The organism is Pantoea sp. PGP6 (genome assembly GCF_053474785.1).
Genome location: NZ_JBQBMA010000001.1, coordinates 3,139,818 through 3,158,816 on the forward strand (window position 1 = coordinate 3,139,818; position 18,999 = coordinate 3,158,816).

General features: G+C 55.4%; 19 protein-coding genes. 7 read left to right on the forward strand and 12 right to left on the reverse strand.

What is annotated here, in order from left to right:
- Positions 1 to 25 precede the first annotated feature (25 nt).
- The 7 genes from pxpA to ACLIBF_RS15295 form a co-directional block, all read right to left on the reverse strand.
- Positions 26 to 763: a 5-oxoprolinase subunit PxpA gene (gene pxpA / locus ACLIBF_RS15265; RefSeq protein ID WP_279809435.1), complete on the reverse strand. Its 738-nt coding sequence runs from the start codon at positions 761 to 763 to the stop codon at positions 26 to 28.
- Positions 753 to 1,685 (reverse strand): 5-oxoprolinase subunit PxpC, encoded by a 933-nt coding sequence (gene pxpC / locus ACLIBF_RS15270; protein ID WP_031374817.1) that lies wholly within the window; start codon positions 1,683 to 1,685, stop codon positions 753 to 755. Before pxpC ends, pxpA begins: the two co-directional genes overlap by 11 nt.
- Positions 1,679 to 2,335 (reverse strand): 5-oxoprolinase subunit PxpB, encoded by a 657-nt coding sequence (gene pxpB / locus ACLIBF_RS15275; RefSeq protein ID WP_031374816.1) that lies wholly within the window; start codon positions 2,333 to 2,335, stop codon positions 1,679 to 1,681. Before pxpB ends, pxpC begins: the two co-directional genes overlap by 7 nt.
- A 159-nt stretch (positions 2,336 to 2,494) precedes the next feature.
- The gene (locus ACLIBF_RS15280; RefSeq protein WP_031374815.1) at positions 2,495 to 3,238 is read right to left on the reverse strand and encodes a type 2 GTP cyclohydrolase I; all 744 of its coding nucleotides are present in this window, start codon (positions 3,236 to 3,238) and stop codon (positions 2,495 to 2,497) included.
- Positions 3,239 to 3,256: 18 nt separating this feature from the next.
- A complete protein-coding gene (phrB, locus tag ACLIBF_RS15285; protein WP_031374814.1) occupies positions 3,257 to 4,681 on the reverse strand; it encodes a deoxyribodipyrimidine photo-lyase in 1,425 nt (474 codons plus the stop codon).
- A gap of 12 nt (positions 4,682 to 4,693) precedes the next feature.
- Positions 4,694 to 5,650, reverse strand: a complete 957-nt coding sequence (locus ACLIBF_RS15290) for a YbgA family protein (protein ID WP_031374813.1) — start codon at positions 5,648 to 5,650, stop codon at positions 4,694 to 4,696.
- 153 nt (positions 5,651 to 5,803) lie between these two features.
- Positions 5,804 to 6,004 carry a DUF2517 family protein gene (locus tag ACLIBF_RS15295; protein WP_031374812.1) on the reverse strand — a complete coding sequence of 67 codons (201 nt, stop codon included), beginning with the start codon at positions 6,002 to 6,004 and terminating at the stop codon, positions 5,804 to 5,806.
- A 257-nt stretch (positions 6,005 to 6,261) separates the two neighbouring features.
- On the opposite strand from ACLIBF_RS15295, the gene kdpE reads away from it, so the two are divergent.
- Positions 6,262 to 6,936: a two-component system response regulator KdpE gene (kdpE, locus tag ACLIBF_RS15300; protein ID WP_031374811.1), complete on the forward strand. Its 675-nt coding sequence runs from the start codon at positions 6,262 to 6,264 to the stop codon at positions 6,934 to 6,936.
- Positions 6,937 to 6,975: 39 nt separating this feature from the next.
- Here the strand turns inward: kdpE and pgm are convergent, their stop codons facing one another.
- On the reverse strand, positions 6,976 to 8,616 hold the full coding sequence (gene pgm, locus ACLIBF_RS15305; protein WP_031374810.1) for a phosphoglucomutase (alpha-D-glucose-1,6-bisphosphate-dependent): 1,641 nt from the start codon (positions 8,614 to 8,616) through the stop codon (positions 6,976 to 6,978).
- Positions 8,617 to 8,641: 25 nt separating this feature from the next.
- On the reverse strand, positions 8,642 to 9,190 hold the full coding sequence (seqA, locus tag ACLIBF_RS15310; RefSeq protein ID WP_031374809.1) for a replication initiation negative regulator SeqA: 549 nt from the start codon (positions 9,188 to 9,190) through the stop codon (positions 8,642 to 8,644).
- Positions 9,191 to 9,440: 250 nt separating this feature from the next.
- Here seqA and ybfF point away from each other — a divergent pair, with 250 nt between their 5' ends.
- The 4 genes from ybfF to fur all read left to right on the forward strand — a co-directional run bounded on the left by ybfF (position 9,441) and on the right by fur (position 12,105).
- Positions 9,441 to 10,205: an esterase gene (ybfF, locus tag ACLIBF_RS15315; RefSeq protein ID WP_031374808.1), complete on the forward strand. Its 765-nt coding sequence runs from the start codon at positions 9,441 to 9,443 to the stop codon at positions 10,203 to 10,205.
- Between the two features lie 165 nt (positions 10,206 to 10,370).
- A complete protein-coding gene (ybfE, locus tag ACLIBF_RS15320; RefSeq protein WP_069728027.1) occupies positions 10,371 to 10,646 on the forward strand; it encodes a LexA regulated protein in 276 nt (91 codons plus the stop codon).
- A 132-nt stretch (positions 10,647 to 10,778) separates the two neighbouring features.
- Positions 10,779 to 11,309 carry a flavodoxin FldA gene (fldA, locus tag ACLIBF_RS15325; RefSeq protein WP_031374806.1) on the forward strand — a complete coding sequence of 177 codons (531 nt, stop codon included), beginning with the start codon at positions 10,779 to 10,781 and terminating at the stop codon, positions 11,307 to 11,309.
- Positions 11,310 to 11,661: 352 nt separating this feature from the next.
- On the forward strand, positions 11,662 to 12,105 hold the full coding sequence (gene fur, locus ACLIBF_RS15330) for a ferric iron uptake transcriptional regulator (RefSeq protein ID WP_031374805.1): 444 nt from the start codon (positions 11,662 to 11,664) through the stop codon (positions 12,103 to 12,105).
- A gap of 70 nt (positions 12,106 to 12,175) precedes the next feature.
- On the opposite strand, the gene ACLIBF_RS15335 is transcribed toward fur, so the two are convergent.
- From ACLIBF_RS15335 to nagE, 3 genes are all read right to left on the reverse strand, one after another.
- Positions 12,176 to 12,571, reverse strand: coding sequence for a hypothetical protein (locus ACLIBF_RS15335; protein WP_031374804.1), 396 nt, complete (start codon positions 12,569 to 12,571; stop codon positions 12,176 to 12,178).
- Positions 12,572 to 12,804: 233 nt separating this feature from the next.
- A complete protein-coding gene (glnS, locus tag ACLIBF_RS15340) occupies positions 12,805 to 14,472 on the reverse strand; it encodes a glutamine--tRNA ligase (protein WP_046288458.1) in 1,668 nt (555 codons plus the stop codon).
- Between the two features lie 152 nt (positions 14,473 to 14,624).
- Positions 14,625 to 16,649: an N-acetylglucosamine-specific PTS transporter subunit IIBC gene (gene nagE, locus ACLIBF_RS15345; RefSeq protein WP_069728025.1), complete on the reverse strand. Its 2,025-nt coding sequence runs from the start codon at positions 16,647 to 16,649 to the stop codon at positions 14,625 to 14,627.
- A 332-nt stretch (positions 16,650 to 16,981) separates the two neighbouring features.
- On the opposite strand from nagE, the gene nagB reads away from it, so the two are divergent.
- Positions 16,982 to 17,782, forward strand: a complete 801-nt coding sequence (gene nagB / locus ACLIBF_RS15350; protein ID WP_031374802.1) for a glucosamine-6-phosphate deaminase — start codon at positions 16,982 to 16,984, stop codon at positions 17,780 to 17,782.
- A gap of 62 nt (positions 17,783 to 17,844) precedes the next feature.
- Entirely contained in the window at positions 17,845 to 18,993 is a 1,149-nt protein-coding gene (gene nagA, locus ACLIBF_RS15355; RefSeq protein ID WP_031374801.1) for an N-acetylglucosamine-6-phosphate deacetylase, read from the forward strand.
- Positions 18,994 to 18,999 lie beyond the last annotated feature (6 nt).

Consider the following 18,999-nt stretch of genomic DNA (forward strand, 5'->3'; position numbering starts at 1 on the left):
GCACAGCCGGGCTAAGCATTATTATTCAGGCACTGGTGACGCTGATTTGCTGGGCGGCAAAGGCATCACGCAGCCGCCGGGCAAACTGCAACGCATGCGCCCCGTCGCCATGTAAGCAGACGGTTTGCGCTTTAACCGCGACCCATTCCCCGCTGATGCTTTTTACCTTGCCCTGCTGCACCATGCTCAGCGTCTGATCGATCGCCTGCTGTTCATCCTCAATCAGCGCTCCGGGCTGGCTGCGCGGCACCAGCGCACCGCTGCTGAGGTAACCGCGATCGGCAAACACCTCTTCACGGGTACGGAGACCATAGTGAGCCGCCGCCCGAATCGATTCGCTGCCCGCCAGCCCGACCACAATCAGCTGGCTGTCCACCGCCTTAATCGCCCGGGCAATGGTGTCGGCCAGCACCGCATCGGCCGCCGCCTGGTTGTAGAGCATGCCGTGCGGCTTAACATGAACCAGCCGCACGCCTTCGCTTTCTGCCAGGCTTTTCAACGCCCCAATCTGGTAGATCATCTGGGCATAGACCGTTTCCGGCGGCAGCTGCATCGCGCTGCGGCCAAAGTTTTCGCGGTCGGGAAAAGCCGGATGTGCGCCAATCGCTACTCCGGCTTCTTTCGCCCAGCGGATCGATTGCAGCATGGTCTGGGCATCGCCGGCGTGAAAGCCACAGGCGATGTTGGCCGAGCTGACCAGTTGCAGCAGCGCGCGATCGCTGTCGCAGCCTTCACCGAGATCGGCGTTTAAATCAATTTTCATCAGCGAGTCCCCATACCATCTGGTCCAGCGCACGCTGCTGATGCTGACGCGCCTGCATCGCCTCCGGCAGAGTGCAATGAATAAAGTGAATCGGTTCACCCAGCCGGATTTGCGCCAGGTGATAGAGGTCAGCCTCGATAATACAGGCGATACGCGGATAGCCGCCGGTGGTCTGGGCATCCGCCATCAGCACAATCGGCTGACCGTTAGGCGGCACCTGCACCACGCCCGGTACCAGCCCGTGCGACAGCAGTTCCCGCGGGTTTTCCCGGTTGAGCTGACGTCCCTCCAGTCGGTATCCCATCCGGTTACTTTGCGGACTGAGCTTCCACGCTGTGCGCCAGAACGCCTGCTGCGCCTCGCGGCTGAACTCATGGTATTCCGGACCCGGCAGCGCGCGAATGCGGTTGCCCCACAGCAGCTGCCGGACGCCAGCTTTGCGAGCAAACTGACGGGTCGGTTTGCCCAGCGGAAGGCAGTCGCCATCCTGCAGCGTGCGCCCGTGGAATCCGCCAAATCCGGCTTTCAGATCGGTGCTGACAGAACCGAGCATCGCCGGCAGATCGAACCCGCCCTGCACCGCCAGATAGCTGCGCATGCCGTGTACCGGCATCGCCAGCGACAGCACCTGTCCTTTTTTAACCGGGGTGCGCCAGCCGGTCCATACCGGATTACCGTCCAGTTCTGCGTTACAGCCAGCGCCGGTCAGCGCAAACCAGCCGTCGCGGGTGAACTCCGCCTTAAACTGGCCGAGCACCATCTCCAGCACCGCGCTGTCTGGCGCATTGCCCACCAGCAAATTAGCGGTGGTCATCGCGGGCTGATCCAGCACCCCACCGAGGCTGATACCGTACTGCCGCCAGCCGTGACGACCCGCATCCTGTATCGTGGCGGCCAGTCCGGCTCGCAGGATCCTCAACATACGCCCTCCTTCTGTGGCACGAAGCGCACGGTATCACCGGGTCGGAGCAGCGTCGGCGGTTGCTGCAGCGGATCAAACAGCGCGACAGGCGTCTGGCCGATGAGCTGCCAGCCGCCCGGTGACGCCAGCGGATAGACACCGGTCTGGCTGCCGCCGATACCGACCGATCCGGCGGGCACGGCGACGCGCGGTTCTGCCCGACGAGGAATATGCAGACGCGGATCCAGCCCACCCAGATAGGGAAAGCCGGGCTGAAAACCGATGAAATAGACCACGTAGTCGGTACTGCTGTGCAACTCCACCACCTGATGGATGGAGAGTCCGGCGTGTTCGGCCACTACCGTCAGATCGGGGCCGGCCTCGCCGCCATAAATGACCGGGATCGCCACCTGACGTGATTCCGGTATCTGCACTTCACTCTCTTCCCACCAGCGCTGCAGCCGCTCAATGGCGTCCAGCGCGCTCTGCTGTGGATCACGCAGTATCAGGGTGATGTTGTTCATGCCGGGGATCACCTCCTGAACGCTCGCGACCGCCTGCAGGCGCTGGTTCAGACCCCAGATTCGTTGCTGGCTGGCCAGCGAGATGGGTGGTTCCAGTTCCAGCACCACCGCGCGTTCACCCAGTAAATAACAACGTGCTCGTTGCAACAGCGACCTCCCGTTGAGCTGAAATCTCGCGTGCCAGACCGGTTCTGGCGCACGGCTCAGCCGTTTGCTTATCTACTCAAAGCAAACAGTTATGCGAAAGTGACGGAGATGTGTCAACAGATTTAGGTCCTGCGGCGGGGCGCAGGACCGGGAGTGGGATCAGGCAGGATTCGGAATATCGATGAAGGTCACATCCAGACCGTGGTGTTGCGCCAGCCAGTCGCCCAGCGCTTTGACGCCACCGCGCTCGGTCGCATGGTGTCCGGCAGCGAAGAAGTGCAGTCCCTGTTCACGAGCGCTGTGAATGGTCTGCTCCGACACTTCACCGGTCAGGTAAGCATCCACACCAAAAGCAGCAGCCTGATCGATAAAGCCCTGCCCGCCACCGCTGCACCAGGCGATGCGGCGAATCAGTTCTGGTGCGTTGTCGCCACAGTGCAGTGGCTCACGTCCCAGCTTATCGGCAATGCGATCGGCCAGTTGCTGGCCGGTGAGTGGCTCGGCCAGTTCACCCCACAACACCAGCGGCATCACTTCGCCACGTACCTCGATATCCAGCAGCTTCGCCAGCTGCGCGTTGTTGCCTAACTGCGGATGGGCGTCGAGCGGCAGATGCCAGCCATAGAGATTAATGTCGTTGGCCAGCAGCGTACGCAAACGACGACGCTTCATGCCTTTTATCGCGGCCGGTTCGTTTTTCCAGAAATAACCATGGTGCACCACTATCGCATCTGCCTGACGTGCTACGGCTTCATCCAGCAGGGCCTGACAGGCGGTAACGCCGGTAATCACCGTTTTCACTTCGCTGCGCCCTTCAACCTGCAAACCGTTTGGGGCGTAATCACTGAAGTTGTGGCTCTCCAGCTGCTGATTGATCAGCGTCTCGAGTTGGTAATGATTCATCGTGGCTCCTTGATCGCCTCAGGCCGCGCTTTTCGCGCGCTCAAAGGCGTCTAATGTCTTTTTACGGGCGCTCTTATGTTCCACGATCGGTGGCGGATAATCGAGTTTCTTATGATTTTTCGCGGCCCACAGCAGCGGCTGATGAATATCGCTGTCCGGCACGTCTGCCAGCTCCGGCAGATAGTGGCGGATAAATGCGCCCTGCGGATCAAAGCGTTCACCCTGCGTGGTCGGATTGAAGATGCGAAAATAGGGCGCGGCATCGGTGCCGGTCGAGGCTGCCCACTGCCAGCCGCCATTGTTCGCCGCCAGATCCCCATCAATCAGCTGCTGCATGAAGTAGCGTTCACCGTCGCGCCAGTCAATCAGCAGATCCTTGACCAGAAAACTGGCGGTAATCATTCGTAGCCGGTTATGCATCCAGCCAAGCGCGTTGAGCTGCCGCATCGCCGCATCCACAATCGGATAGCCGGTTTTCCCTGCTTTCCAGGCGTCGAAATGGGCTGCGTCAGTCTGCCATTCCACGTGTCGCGTCCAGCTAACAAAGGGCTGGTGCTTGCACAGCGTCGGATACGCCACCAGCAGATGACGATAAAACTCGCGCCAGATCAGCTCATTCAGCCAGCTAAACGCCCGGCTGTTGTCCAGCGCGTCAGGATGTTCATGCAGCACGCGGTGTAGGCACTGTCGCGGCGATAACAGCCCGGTCGCCAGATATACCGATAACCGGCTGGTGCCGTCCCGCGCCGGCAGATCGCGCTCGGCGGGATAATCCAGCACCGGCTGGGTTGCGAACTGCCGCAGGCGTTTCAGGGCTGCGGCTTCGCCGGGCGGAAACAGCGTCTGGTCAACGCTGTCGGTCGGATAATCAAACGGTGGAATCGCCGGGTTTTCCAGCGGCGCGCCGGGACGCGCTTTCGGCGCGGGCACACACTCCGGCAGGGTTTGCTGCAAGCGGCGGACAAACGCTTTGCTGAACGGGGTAAAGACTTTGTACATCGAGCGGTCACCGCTCTGTACGCTGCCAGGCGGCAACAGCAGGCTGTCATCAAAACCCTGACAGATCACGCCCGCCTGATCGAGACGCTTCTCGGCGTCCGCATCGCGCTGGCGTTCGTTGACTTCATACTGATAGTTGTAGAAAAGCTGGTCGACCTGCTGCTGCTGGCAAAAGCTGACCAGGTAATCGACCGCGTCGCCGAAGGTCTCACACGACTGATAATGCAGAGCGATACCCCGCTCGGCCAGCGACGCCGCCAGCAGTTGCAGACTGGCATGAATAAAGGCCGCCTGTCGCGGCGCCATGTCGTGCTGCTGCCACTGTTTCGGCGTGGCGAGATAGAGCGCAATCACCTTTGCCTCGCTGTCGCGGCAGGCAGCATGCAGCGCCAGATTGTCGTTGAGGCGTAAGTCGTTACGCAGCCAGACCAGATGGGTGGTCATAACACTCCTGAATTATTGTCCGTAACGTAAACACAACGCTTCCGGATAGGGATCGAAATAGCGTTGCTCAGCCAGCCATGGATGCGGGAACTCCGCCATGTAGTGCTTCAGAATGGTAATCGGCACCAGCAATGGTTGGGTGCCCTGGCGGTAACGATCAATCAGCGTCGCCAGTTCCTGCCGCTGCGGTGAACTGAGCTGGCGGCGGAAATAACCCTGAACGTGCATCAGAACGTTGGTGTGATTACGACGCGAGGCGGGTCGTGACATCAGCGCCATCATGCGATTACGGTATTCGAAGGCGAATGCTTCCAGTGAGTCCCACTGGTTCATTGAGGCGACAAACGGCCCCAGCTCGCGGTATTTCTCCTGCGAATGGGCCAGCATCAGTAATTTATAGCGGCTGTGGAAGGCAATCAGACGGTGACGGGTCAGGCCGCTTTGCCACATCTGATTGAACTCATGCAGAGCGCAGATACGACCAATGAAATTTTCGCGCAGCGCAGGATCGTGCAGTCGTCCATCCTCTTCCAGCGGTAACCACGGCATTTCACGCTGCAGGAATTCAGCAAAAATGCCGGTACCGGCTTTGCGATTGTTGTTGGTGTCTGGCTCGTAAACCCGCACCCGCTCCATGCCGCAGCTGGGGGATTTGGCGCACAGGATATAGCCTGACAGATGATGCAACGATTTCACGCGCTCGGCCGACCAGTCACGCATCCGGTCAGTCACCTCTTCCCCGCCATCTTTGCTGAAGCACAGATGCAGTTCCTCATCACCCTGATTAACCAGGCGTAAGGCTGGGCGCGGCGTCGGCAGACCAATCGCCATTTCAGGGCAGATCGGCTCGAAACGCACAAAAGGCGTGAGGTCTTCGGTAGCGAAAGTAAGGCGCTTGTGTCCACCGTCAAATCTGACGCTTTCACCAAGCAAGCAGGCACTGATTCCGACCGGGATTTTTTCGCTCATACTTGTACAACCTCCGAAATCTTGTAGAGGTTTAAGTGTAGCGTAAATCAGCCAGGAAGACAGCGTTAAGCCAGGGAAAAGCGCGGCTGTTTTAAGAAAAAACGCAAAAAAAAGCCTGGTCCAGTGACCAGGCCGATTCAGCAGATATCCGTCTTACCAGAAAGCGCCGCCAGCGGCTTCTGCTTGCGCCAGCCATACCGGCTTGGCGCTGGTTTTGCACCACATCCGATGCAGATAGCTGTAGAAGCGAGCGCGGTCGCGACGGAACAGCATCACGGGTAACGCAACAACGCCGAGAAGGACCACCAGCGTGCGACGCAAAATGATTTTGGAACGTGGATAAGCCTGATACATGGTTATCACCTCCCGGAGAGTTATAAGGTTCGAATGTGATCTGTGTCTAAGATTACGCCTGATTGTGTAATTTTACTACTCATCAGACCACTTATTTACCCGAAAATGTATCGTTTAAGAATTAACCTGTAATTAAGTTACACGGATGTTATTTCGTGGTTACGCGCAGGTTTAAATCAGCCCGGCGTAACCGGCACGGACGGCAGAAAAATTTGTTGGTAAAGTAGCGCATCACTGTTTATTCAAGGCAGGTTTGCGTGACCACGGTTTTGATCGTTGAAGATGAAAAAGAGATCCGCCGTTTTGTGCGGCTGGCGCTGGAAAATGAGGCACTGAAAGTCTTTGATGCCGATACGCTGCAGCGCGGCTTGATTGAAGCCGCCACCCGTAAACCCGATCTGGTGATCCTCGATTTAGGCCTGCCGGATGGTGATGGTACCGACTTTATCCGCGACCTGCGCCAGTGGAGCGCGATGCCGGTGATTGTGCTGTCAGCACGCAGCGACGAGCAGGATAAAATCGCCGCGCTGGATGCCGGTGCTGATGACTATCTGACCAAACCGTTTGGTATCGGTGAACTGCTGGCTCGCGTCCGGGTCGCACTGCGGCGGCACAGCAGCCAGCAACCCGACGCCCGCGTCACCTTTGCGGATGTGAGTGTTGATTTTGCTGCACGCCGGGTACAGCGCGGCGGCGAGGAGATTCATCTCACCCCGATTGAGTTTCGCCTGTTGAGTATTCTGCTGAATAACGCGGGCAAAGTGCTGACCCAGCGCCAGCTCCTGAGCCAGGTGTGGGGACCGAATGCGGTGGAGCACAGCCACTATCTGCGCATCTATATGGGGCATCTGCGGCAGAAGCTGGAAGCCAACCCGACCCAGCCGGTGCATCTGCTGACGGAAACCGGTATTGGCTATCGCTTTATGCCATAAAAAAAGGCGCCAGAGGCGCCTTTTTCATTGCCCGATTTCTCAGGCGTTTTTCAGTACTTCGCTGACAATCTCTACCGCTTCTTTCTCAATCTGCGCGCGGTGTTCCGCACCCAGGAAGCTTTCACAGTAGATTTTGTAGGCGTCTTCGGTGCCTGACGGACGCGCGGCGAACCAGCCGTTGTCGGTCATCACTTTCAGGCCACCAATCGACGCGCCATTACCTGGCGCAGCGGTCAGACGCGCGGTAATCGGGTCGCCCGCCAGCGTATCGGCGCTCACCATCTCAGGTGACAGCTTCGACAGCGCGGCTTTCTGGGCAGACGTTGCGGACGCCTGCAGACGGTTATAGCTTGGCGCACCAAAGCGCCCGGCCAGTTCATCGTAATGCTGCTGCGGGTTTTTACCGGTGACAGCAGTGATCTCTGCCGCCAGCAGACACATGATGATGCCGTCTTTATCGGTTGACCATGGCGTGCCATCGAAACGCAGGAAAGAGGCACCGGCGCTCTCTTCGCCGCCGAAACCAAAGCTGCCGTCATACAGACCATCAACAAACCACTTAAAGCCAACCGGCACTTCCACCAGCTTACGGCCGATGTCGTTAACCACGCGGTCGATCATCGCGCTGGATACCAGAGTTTTACCAACGGCGACATCCTGGCCCCACTGTGGACGGTGCTGGAACAGGTAGTTGATTGCCACTGCCAGATAGTGGTTTGGATTCATCAGGCCTGCCGGAGTGACAATACCGTGACGGTCATAATCCGGGTCGTTACCGAACGCCAGATCGAACTTGTCGCGGTAAGCCAGCAGACCGGCCATGGCGCACTCAGAGGAGCAGTCCATGCGGACCACGCCATCTTTATCCAGATGCATAAAGCGGAAAGTCTGATCGACAGCGTCATTTACCAGCGTCAGATCCAGCTTGTAGTGCTCAGCGATACGCTGCCAGTAAGCAATACCAGAACCACCCAGCGGATCAACACCAATTTTCAGACCGGCTTTCTGAATCGCCGGGAAGTCGATGACCTGCGCCAGACCTTCAACGTAAGGCTGGATCAGATCTTTCTCGACCACGTGGCCGCTGGCCAGTGCCTGATCGATTGGCAGACGTTTAACTTCTTTCAGGCCATCTTTGATCAGCTGATTCGCGCGATCTTCAACCACTTTGGTGACGTTGGTATCAGCCGGTCCGCCATTAGGTGGATTGTACTTGATGCCGCCATCTTCCGGTGGGTTGTGTGAAGGCGTGATCACAATGCCGTCGGCCAGTGCGCCACCGGCTTTGTTGTGCTCAAGAATGGCGTTAGAGATGGCAGGGGTCGGCGTATAGCCATTATCCTGCTGCACAATCACATCCACGCCGTTCGCCGCCAGCACTTCCAGCACCGACAGGATCGCCGGCTCGGACAGCGCGTGGGTATCTTTACCCACGTAGCACGGACCGGTGATGCCGTTCTTTTTACGCTCTTCTGCAATCGCCTGCGCAATCGCCAGAATGTGCATCTCGTTGAAGCTTTGACGCCCTGCGCTACCGCGATGGCCAGAGGTGCCAAACTTCACCGCATGTTCCGGGTTCGCCACGTCGGGCTGCAGGACATAATACTGTGAGGTTAATTGTGCAACGTTAATCAAATCGCTCTGCTGGGCGGGTTGCCCGGCACGGGGGTGATTGGCCATTGGCGCTTCTCCCTGACGCTTCAGTTTAAATGGTGCCGCAAACTTTCTCTGTCAGTTCCTGCGGGAACTGCATTGAGAGCATGATGTGTTCGATCATGCTGCATTTGCGACCGGTATTGGTATTGGTGATCACCCAGTACGGTGTGCCGGGTACGTGCTTCGGCTTAGTATGGGTGCCATTTTGCAACAGCGTATGCTCATCACCCGCAAAATAGACGCGGGTACGGCCCTGCAGTGATGCAGTTGCCTCAGCAAAGGCTGCGGTATCAAGACGATAGAGCGTTGACAAGATTAGCATAAAGCGATTAACCGCCCGCTTCTGCTCCGCATATTCATCAGAAAGCATCAGTTCACGCATCGCGCGTACCCGATCCTGCGGACGTGAGCCAGCCACGGCAGGCTGAGTCTCTTTCGCCGCACCGGACGCTGCATTTTGTGCCGGCGCAGCAGGTGCTGTCTGACCGGCCGTGAACTTCAGCATACGACGCAGAATGTCGGATGCGCTTTCACCAATGTGTTGCGTGTGGCTGGCAATATAACGGTAGAGCTCTTCGTCAACTTCGATCGTTTTCATCTTATTCCGTACGGTTCTTTCTCATGACAGAACCACTTGTTTCCTGAAAAGCCCTAAGCAAAGTTTGGCGATTCGAAGGGTGAGCGGGTTCTAACATGAGGATTATAAAGTTAAATTCAGGCGGGTTGTTAGCAATCAAACGGTTTACGGGCAAAAGTCAGAATATGTCCTAATGCCGCCGGAACCGGCGCGCCTGAAAAGGTGAATCCATGATAACCTAAGCTTAGGTCTCAAACTTAAGAACTTTGCCATGATTTTGAACGCCCGTCTGCAAACTGAACAATCCCCGACTGATTCCCTGCCCATCCTGCTGATCCACGGCCTGTTCGGAACGCTGGATAACCTTGGCGTGCTGGCTCGCGGGTTAAAAGATGCCGCGCCGGTACTGCAGGTTGATGTCCGCAACCATGGATTATCACCGCGATCCGATCAGATGAACTACGCTGTGATGGCACAGGATATGTTAGAGACGCTGGATGCGCACGGCATCGATCGGGTGGCGGTAATCGGTCATTCGATGGGCGGCAAAATTGCCATGACCATGAGTGCGCTGGCGGCAGATCGTATCGAACGTCTGGTGATGATCGATATCGCACCGGTGGATTATCAGACCCGCCGCCACGACACCATTTTCGCGGCGATCCGCGCGGTAACGGAAGCGGGCGTGACTTCCCGCAGTGAAGCTGCGCAGGTGATGCGTGGCCTGCTTGATGAAGAGGGTGTGATTCAGTTCCTGCTGAAATCTTTCCAGCAGGGTGAATGGCGCTTCAACGTGCCGGTATTGTGGGACAACTACACCACCATTTCTGGCTGGCAGCCGGTTCCCGCCTGGCCGCATCCGGCGCTGTTTATTCGCGGCGGTGACTCCAGCTACCTGGATAATCAGTACCGCGAGGCGTTGATTACGCAGTTCCCGGCGGCTCATGCGCATGTGATCAGCGGCGCGGGACACTGGGTGCACGCCGAAAAACCTGATGCCGTATTACGCAGCGTCCGTCGCTTTTTTGCGCTTTAAAAGCAAATACCTGGCGGCAAATGTTTAGGATTGGCGTCCGGAGTTAGCGTGGAGTATGATGGCGCGCTAAAATTTTGCCGCCGGTCATTTTGCCGCGGTAACGGCCAATAATTTATAATCTGCGCGGCGAGCGTCTGGCGCCCGCACATTCAGTTTCACTAAGCCATGGCAAAAGAACACACTGACCGCACGACGCTCGATCTGTTTGCTGATGAGCGCCGCCCAGGTCGACCCAAAACCAGTCCGCTTTCGCGTGATGAACAGCTGCGCATCAATAAGCGCAATCAACTGAAACGTGACAAAGGGCGCGGGCTTCGTCGTGTCGAACTGAAAATGAACAGTGAAGCCGTCGAAGCGCTCAATACGCTGGCAGAACAGCGCAATCTCAGCCGTAGCGAATTGATTGAACAAATGCTGCTGGCGCAACTCAAACTGGATTAATGCGGGCAAAACGCACGCAGAGGCAAATGTCGAGGCTTTAACCGTTCCGCGGGTTTGTCTCGTCTGCTATTATTCGCTGAAATGTGCTGCGGCACACATCTCATCATCAGGATTTAAGAGGTTATTTTACTCATGGCACTCGTAGGCATCTTCTTTGGCAGCGATACCGGCAACACCGAAAACATTGCAAAAATGATCCAGAAACAGCTGGGTAAAGACGTTGCAGAAGTCCACGACATCGCGAAAAGCACTAAAGAAGATCTGGAAGCGTTTGACATCCTGCTGCTGGGTATTCCGACCTGGTATTACGGTGAAGCGCAGTGCGACTGGGATGACTTTTTCCCGACGCTGGAAGAGATCGATTTTAACGGCAAGCTGGTTGCCCTGTTCGGCTGCGGCGATCAGGAAGATTATGCCGAGTATTTCTGTGATGCGATGGGCACCATCCGCGACATCATTGAGCCGCACGGCGCAGTGATCGTAGGCCACTGGCCGACCGAAGGTTATCACTTCGAAGCGTCAAAAGGCCTGGCTGACGATACCCACTTCCTCGGCCTGGCGATTGACGAAGATCGTCAGCCAGAGCTGACCAATGCGCGCGTCGAGAAATGGGTTAAGCAGATTTTTGATGAACTGCAGCTTAAAGAGATCCTCGAAGCCTGAGGGTAGCCGACTCAATGTGAGCGCCAGCTCACATTGAGGCAACGGAAATTCCTATAGAAATAATAGCCACATTTTTTTAACTTTCTTCGTTTAATCTGTAGAATACCCGCATCGATCTTCCGCTTATTTTCTCTGGCAGCAGATAGGACTAAGCGAAATGTTAACAGACTCCTGCAGAAATCCTCCCCGGCTCGGTGACGTATCCCATACAGCCCCGGGTGATTTAGGCACTCCCCTCGGTTTTCATTTCACTGCATCAGTTCTATAATGAGACGCAAATGAGAATGGGTATAGATCGACATTCAAGGCCAAGCGCCACAAAAGTGAATATAAGTAACAGGACAAAATCCGCATGACTGACAACAATACCGCATTAAAGAAGGCTGGCCTGAAAGTCACGCTGCCCAGACTGAAAATTCTGGAAGTGCTTCAGGAACCTGAGTGCCATCACGTCAGCGCGGAAGATTTGTACAAACGCCTGATCGACATCGGCGAAGAGATTGGCCTGGCCACCGTTTACCGCGTGCTGAACCAGTTCGATGATGCCGGTATCGTGACCCGTCACAATTTTGAAGGCGGCAAGTCGGTGTTTGAGCTGACCCAGCAGCATCACCACGATCACCTGATCTGCCTGGACTGCGGTAAAGTGATTGAGTTCAGCGACGAGTCGATTGAAACCCGTCAGCGCGAAATCGCCACCCGCCACGGCATCAAGCTGACCAACCACAGTCTCTATCTGTATGGTCACTGTGCACTGGGCGACTGCCGTGAAGATGAGACGCTGCACGATCAGTAAGTCTGACGCAGGCTGAAATAAAAAAACCGGTGAATTCACCGGTTTTTTTTGTTCTTTTTTCGCTGTCGGCTCAGGCAACCAGCGTTTCCTGCAGATAACGCCAGCGCGGAATCGAGGTACTGTAATCCAGAATCGCCAGTGCGATGCGGCTCTGATTATTGCCGTTCAGCATCTGCATCTCCCGGTACTGTACGGTGACCTCTTTCTCCTGATGGGAAATGACCACGTGCTCGCAGGTTGCGATACGCATCCCTTCCCGCTGGCCCTGTAGCTGACGGAAAAGATCTTCCACTTCATTCAGGTTCAGCTGAGTTCCGCGCGGGGTAACCATGCGAAAATCGGGATGAAAATAGGACATCATCAGCTCGAAACTGTCATCAGAGCCGGCAGGTTGATTGAAAATACGTTCAATAAGTTGATGTAAAACGACGACACTGTGTTTGGCTTCCTGGGCGAGAACGGTCATTTTTTTTCCTTATATCACTCGCTGAGCTATGTCTGTGAGGGCATAGCCTACCTGAAAGCGGATAATTCACATCTGGTAATTGATTAATTTTTTTAAACTCAGATTTCTCTCACAACTTCGTAACAATCGCTGAAAAAGGCTTGTAGAATAAACCTCGGTGATGGCAAAAATCAGGACAATAAAAAAGGGCGATAAGTCGCCCTTTTGTCATTTTATCAGGTCAGCACCAACGATTATTCGCCAGCTTTAGTCCAAGTATCGCGTAAGCCAACGGTGCGGTTAAACACCAGCTGTGACGGCTTCGAATAGACGCTGTCCGCGCAGAAGTAACCTTCACGCTCAAACTGGTACGGCGTGGTGGCTTCCACATCGCGCAGGCCTGGCTCAACAAAGCCCTGTTTGATGGTCAGCGAGTCTGGATTGATCACCGACAGAAAATCGTCGGCTGCACCCGGATTTGGCACGCTGAACAGGCGATCATACAGGCGGAACTCGGCTGGCTGCGCGTGTTCTGCCGACACCCAATGGATCACGCCTTTGACCTTGCGGCCATCAGCAGGATCTTTACTCAGGGTATCAACATCGCTGGTGCAGTAGATGCAGGTGATGTTGCCGTCTTCATCTTTTGCCACCCGCTCAGCACGGATCACGTAGGCGTTGCGCAGGCGAACTTCTTTGCCCAGCACCAGACGCTTATACTGCTTGTTGGCCTCTTCACGGAAATCCGCCCGGTCGATCCAGATCTCACGGCTGAAAGGCACTTCACGCGTGCCCATCTCCGGTTTAGACGGATGGTTAGGCATGGTGATGCTTTCGTGATGGCCAGCCGGCAGATTTTCGATCACGACTTTCAGTGGATCGAGCACCGCCATAGCACGTGGCGCATTCTCATTAAGATCGTCACGGATGCACGATTCCAGCGACGCCATTTCCACAATATTGTCCTGCTTGGTGACGCCAATACGGCGGCAGAACTCGCGGATTGACGCGGCAGTGTAACCGCGACGGCGTAAGCCAGAAACGGTCAGCATGCGCGGATCATCCCAGCCCTCAACGTGCTTCTCTGTCACCAGCTGCGTCAGTTTGCGTTTTGACATCACCGCATACTCAAGATTCAGGCGCGAGAACTCATACTGACGCGGGTGCACCGGAATGGTGATGTTATCCAGCACCCAGTCATACAGACGACGGTTGTCCTGGAACTCCAGCGTACAGAGTGAATGGGTAATTCCTTCCAGCGCATCGGAGATGCAGTGGGTAAAGTCATACATCGGATAGATGCACCACTTGTTACCGGTCTGGTGGTGTTCAGCGAATTTAATTCGATAGAGCACCGGATCGCGCATCACGATAAAGTTAGAAGCCATATCGATTTTGGCGCGCAGGCAGGCAGTGCCTTCGGCAAACTCACCGCTACGCATTTTCTCGAACAGCGCCAGGTTCTCTTCCACGCTGCGATCGCGATACGGGCTGTTTTTACCCGGCGCAGTCAGGGTGCCACGGTACTCGCGGATCGCTTCCGGACTCAGCTCATCGACATAAGCCAGCCCTTTATTGATCAGTTCGATGGCATAGTTGTAGAGCTGATCAAAATAGTTTGATGAGTAACAAACCTCACCGCTCCACTCAAAGCCCAGCCATTTGACGTCACGCTTGATGGATTCAACGAACTCCATATCCTCTTTGACCGGATTGGTATCGTCGAAACGCAGATTGCATTGCCCCTGGTAATCCTGGGCGATGCCAAAATTCAGACAGATCGATTTCGCATGACCAATGTGCAGATAGCCATTGGGCTCCGGCGGAAAACGGGTATGCACGCTGCTGTGCTTACCGCTCGCCAAATCTTCGTCGATGATCTGACGAATAAAGTTAGTTGGGCGGGCTTCAGCCTCACTCATCTCAAAAATCCTCAATACGAATAGCGGGTGATATGTACCACGAAGTAACGGAGTATGATCCACAAAGCGCCAGAGGGAAACAACCGTTTGTTCAGCCTTTAAAACAAAAAAGGCAGGAATCGCTTCCTGCCTTGTGGCTTCTGTTGCGGGGATTAGCCTTTCACTTGGTACAGCGGGGTTTCACCCGCCACGACCTTACCGCTGGCCAGTAACGTCAGGCCGGCAAAATCATCGCTGTTGCTGACCACCACCGGACTGACCATCGAGCGGGCATTGGCGTTCAGGAAATCCAGGTCCATCTCCAGTACCGGCTGACCGGCCGCCACGCTGGCGCCCTCTTCCACCAGACGGGTAAAGCCTTTACCCTCCAGCGCCACGGTGTCCAGCCCCATGTGCACCACAATCTCAACCCCGTTGTCGGTTTCCAGACAGAAAGCGTGATTGGTATTGAAGATTTTCACCAGCGTACCGGCAATCGGTGCAACCACCCATTTGTCGCTCGGCTTGATCGCCAGACCGTCACCCACCGCTTTGCTGGCAAAGGCTTCGTCCGGTACCGCGTCCAGCGCAACGACGTCACCACTCACCGGTGCCAGCAGCGTGGCGATAACCCGTGATTCACTGTTCAGTACCGCCTGCGGCTTAACGGCTTCCGGTGCAGCTGCATTGCTGCTGGTGGCGGCTACCGGCCCTTTGGTCAGCACTTTTTTCATCGCCGACGCAATGCCTTCTGCCTGAGTACCGACAATAATCTGTACGCTCTGCTTGTTGAGGCGAATCACTCCGGACGCGCCGAGACGTTTAGCCACGCCCTCATTGACCTGCGCTGAATCATTAACGTTAAGACGCAGACGGGTAATACAGGCATCAATGCTGGTTAAGTTGTCTGAGCCACCCACCGCGCCAATATAGCGACGCGCCAGCGTTTCAGTTGCACTTTCACCGTTATCGGTTTTATCGACGTTGACGTCATAACCATCACTCTCATCACCAGCGACTGCCAGCTCACGGCCCGGCGTCATCAGGTTGAATTTTTTGATGGTGAAACGGAACACCACGTAGTAGATGACGAAGAACACCAGCCCCTGCGGGATCAGCATGTACCAGTGCGTCGCCAGCGGGTTACGGGTCGACAGCACCATATCCACCAGCCCGGCGCTGAAGCCGAAGCCGGCAATCCAGTGCATGCTGGCCGCGATGAAGACGGAAATACCGGTCAGCACGGCGTGGATCAGATACAGCACCGGTGCCACGAACATGAAGGAGAACTCCAGCGGCTCAGTGATGCCGGTGAAGAAGGCTGCCACCGCTGCCGCCAGCATGATACCGCCAACTTTGGCGCGGTTTTCCGGCCGTGCGCACTGGTAAATTGCCAGCGCCGCACCCGGCAGACCGAACATCATGATGGGGAAGAAGCCCGCCTGATAGCGACCGGTGATGCCGACAGTTGCCGATCCATCAGCCAGTGACTGTGCGCCGCCGAGGAATTTAGGAATATCGTTAATCCCGGCCACATCAAACCAGAACACGGAGTTCAGCGCGTGATGTAAACCTACCGGAATCAGCAGACGGTTAAAGAAGGCGTAGATACCGGCGCCGACTGAACCCAGTTTCTGGATATGCTCGCCAAAACTGACCAGACCGTTGAATACCACCGGCCAGATATACATCAGGATAAAGGCGACTAAGATCATCAGGAACGACACCAGAATCGGTACCAGTCGGCGTCCGCTGAAGAATGAGAGCGCTTTAGGCAGCTCGACGTGGCTGAAGCGGTTATAGACTTCCGCCGATAAAATACCGACCAGGATACCAACAAACTGGTTTTCAATTTTGCCAAAGGCAGCAGGTACCTGCTCCAGCGGTATTTTCTGAATCATCGCCACCGCAGCTGGCGAACAGAGTGTAGTCACTACCAGGAACCCGACGAAGCCGGTCAGCGCTGCTGCGCCATCTTTATCTTTGGACATCCCGTAAGCGATACCGATAGCGAACAGCACTGACATGTGTTCGATGATGGCGGCACCGGATTTGATAAACAGCGCTGCCAGCGCATTGCCTGCGCCCCAGCTGACTGGATCAATCCAGTAACCGACCCCCATTAATATCGCTGCCGCTGGCAGGGTTGCTACCGGCACCATCAGTGCACGGCCAACGCGTTGTAAGTAACCTAACATTTACCCTTTCCCCCTATGAGCCTGGCTTGTCGCTCTGCGCCGCTTAATATTGTTATGTCGGCTGCAAAGACCTTATGACACTTCATATCACGCAGCGAAGTGTAATGATAAATTAATTCGCCTCGCAAATTAAAACCACCATAACTGTGACTTTTATCACCAAAAAACATCGATTACTGCGGCAACATCTGGCTATACCCGCAAACTTATTTTATGATCCGAAATATTAAGGCGCACTCAGGCCGTGGCGGGATGACAGAATCCGTTTAGGCTGATGAGTAACGCATTGGATTCGCGCGCCCCCTTTTCTATTTTCCTAATTGAGGTGAAACATGAGACTGATTCCTTTAGCTACACCAACCCAGGTCGGCAAATGGGCAGCACGCCATATTGTGAACCGGATTAATGCCTTTAACCCAACGGCAGACAAACCCTTTGTGCTGGGCTTACCCACCGGCGGTACGCCGCTTGAAGCTTACAAGCACCTGATTGAGATGCATAAAGCGGGCCAGGTTAGCTTCAGGCATGTTATCACTTTCAATATGGATGAATATGTTGGCCTGCCAAAAGAGCACCCGGAAAGCTACCACAGTTTCATGTATCGCAACTTCTTTGATCACGTTGATATTCAACCAGAAAACATCAATCTTCTGAATGGTAATGCGCCGGATATTGACGCAGAATGTCGCCAGTATGAAGAGAGAATCCGCGCGCTGGGCAAAATTCACCTGTTTATGGGTGGCGTTGGCAACGATGGTCACATCGCCTTTAACGAACCGGCCTCTTCGCTGGCTTCACGTACCCGGATTAAAACCCTGACGCATGACACCCGCGTGGCAAACTCTCGCTTCTTTAACGGCGATGTCGATCAGGTACCAAAATATGCGCTGACGGTGGGTGTCGGCACCCTGCTGGACGCGGAAGAAGTGATGATTCTGGTTACCGGCCACGTTAAAGCTCAGGCGCTACAGGCGGCGGTCGAAGGCAACGTTAATCACATGTGGACCATCAGTTGTCTGCAGCTGCACCCGAAATCGGTGGTGGTGTGTGACGAGCCAGCCACCATGGAACTGAAAGTGAAAACCGTGAAATATTTCCGCGAGATGGAAGCGGAAAATATGAAAGGCGTGTAACTAAAAATTTGTCGTACCTGCTGTTGCCCCGGGCAGCGGCAGGTCAGGACGGGAGAGAAGAGATGTTCGCATTAGTTAATGGCCGGATTTATAGCGGCCACCAGATTCTGGACAATCACGCGGTGGTGATTGCCAACGGGCGCATTGACCGCGTGATCCCACGTGAGTCGCTGCCTGCAGACGTGGAGCAGCGTGATGTATCAGGTGCCATCATTGCGCCCGGCTTTATCGATCTGCAGCTTAATGGCTGTGGCGGCGTTCAGTTTAATGACGACATCGACGCGCTCAGCGTAGAGACGCTGGAAATCATGCAGCGCGCCAACGAAAAGTCAGGCTGCACCAGCTTTTTACCGACGCTGATCACCAGCAGTGACGAATTAATGCAGCGGGCGATCGAAACCATGCGCGCTTACCTGCAAAAACATCAGCATCAGGCGCTCGGGCTGCATCTGGAAGGTCCGTGGCTGAGCAAAGCGAAGAAAGGCACCCATAATCCGGCGCTGATCCGCCTGCCCGACGCCGCCCTGGTGCAATACCTGTGTGAAAATGCGGATGTGATCACAAAAGTGACGCTGGCCCCGGAAAATGCCGGCAGCGACGTGATTCGTCAGCTGACTGAAGCGGGTATCATCGTCTCCGCCGGGCATTCCAACGCCACTTACGAAGAAGCCAAAGCGGGCTTTTCTGCGGGCATCAGCTTCGCCACACACCTGTATAACGCCATGCCGACCTTTGCCGGTCGTGAACCCGGTCTTATCGGTGCGCTGTTTGATTCGCCTGATGTATACTGCGGCATTATTGCGGATGGTTTACATGTCCATTACGCTAACGTTCGCAATGCGAAGCGCATTAAAGGCGACAAGCTGATCCTGGTAACGGATGCCACAGCACCGGCTGGCGCGGCGATTAGCGAGTTTATTTTTGCTGGTAAAACAATCTATTATCGTGACGGGCTGTGCGTTGATGAAAACGGAACGCTGAGCGGTTCTGCCCTCACCATGATTGAAGCAGTACAGAACAGTGTGGAACATGTTGGCATTGCACTGGATGAAGCGTTGCGCATGGCGTCACTTTACCCGGCACGGGCGATGGGCGTGGAAAAGCAGTTAGGCTCGATCGAAGCAGGAAAAATCGCGAACCTGACTGTGTTTACGCGCGACTTTAAAATCATTAAGACGTTTGTCAACGGAGACGACGTCCTGAGCGAGTAAGCACTG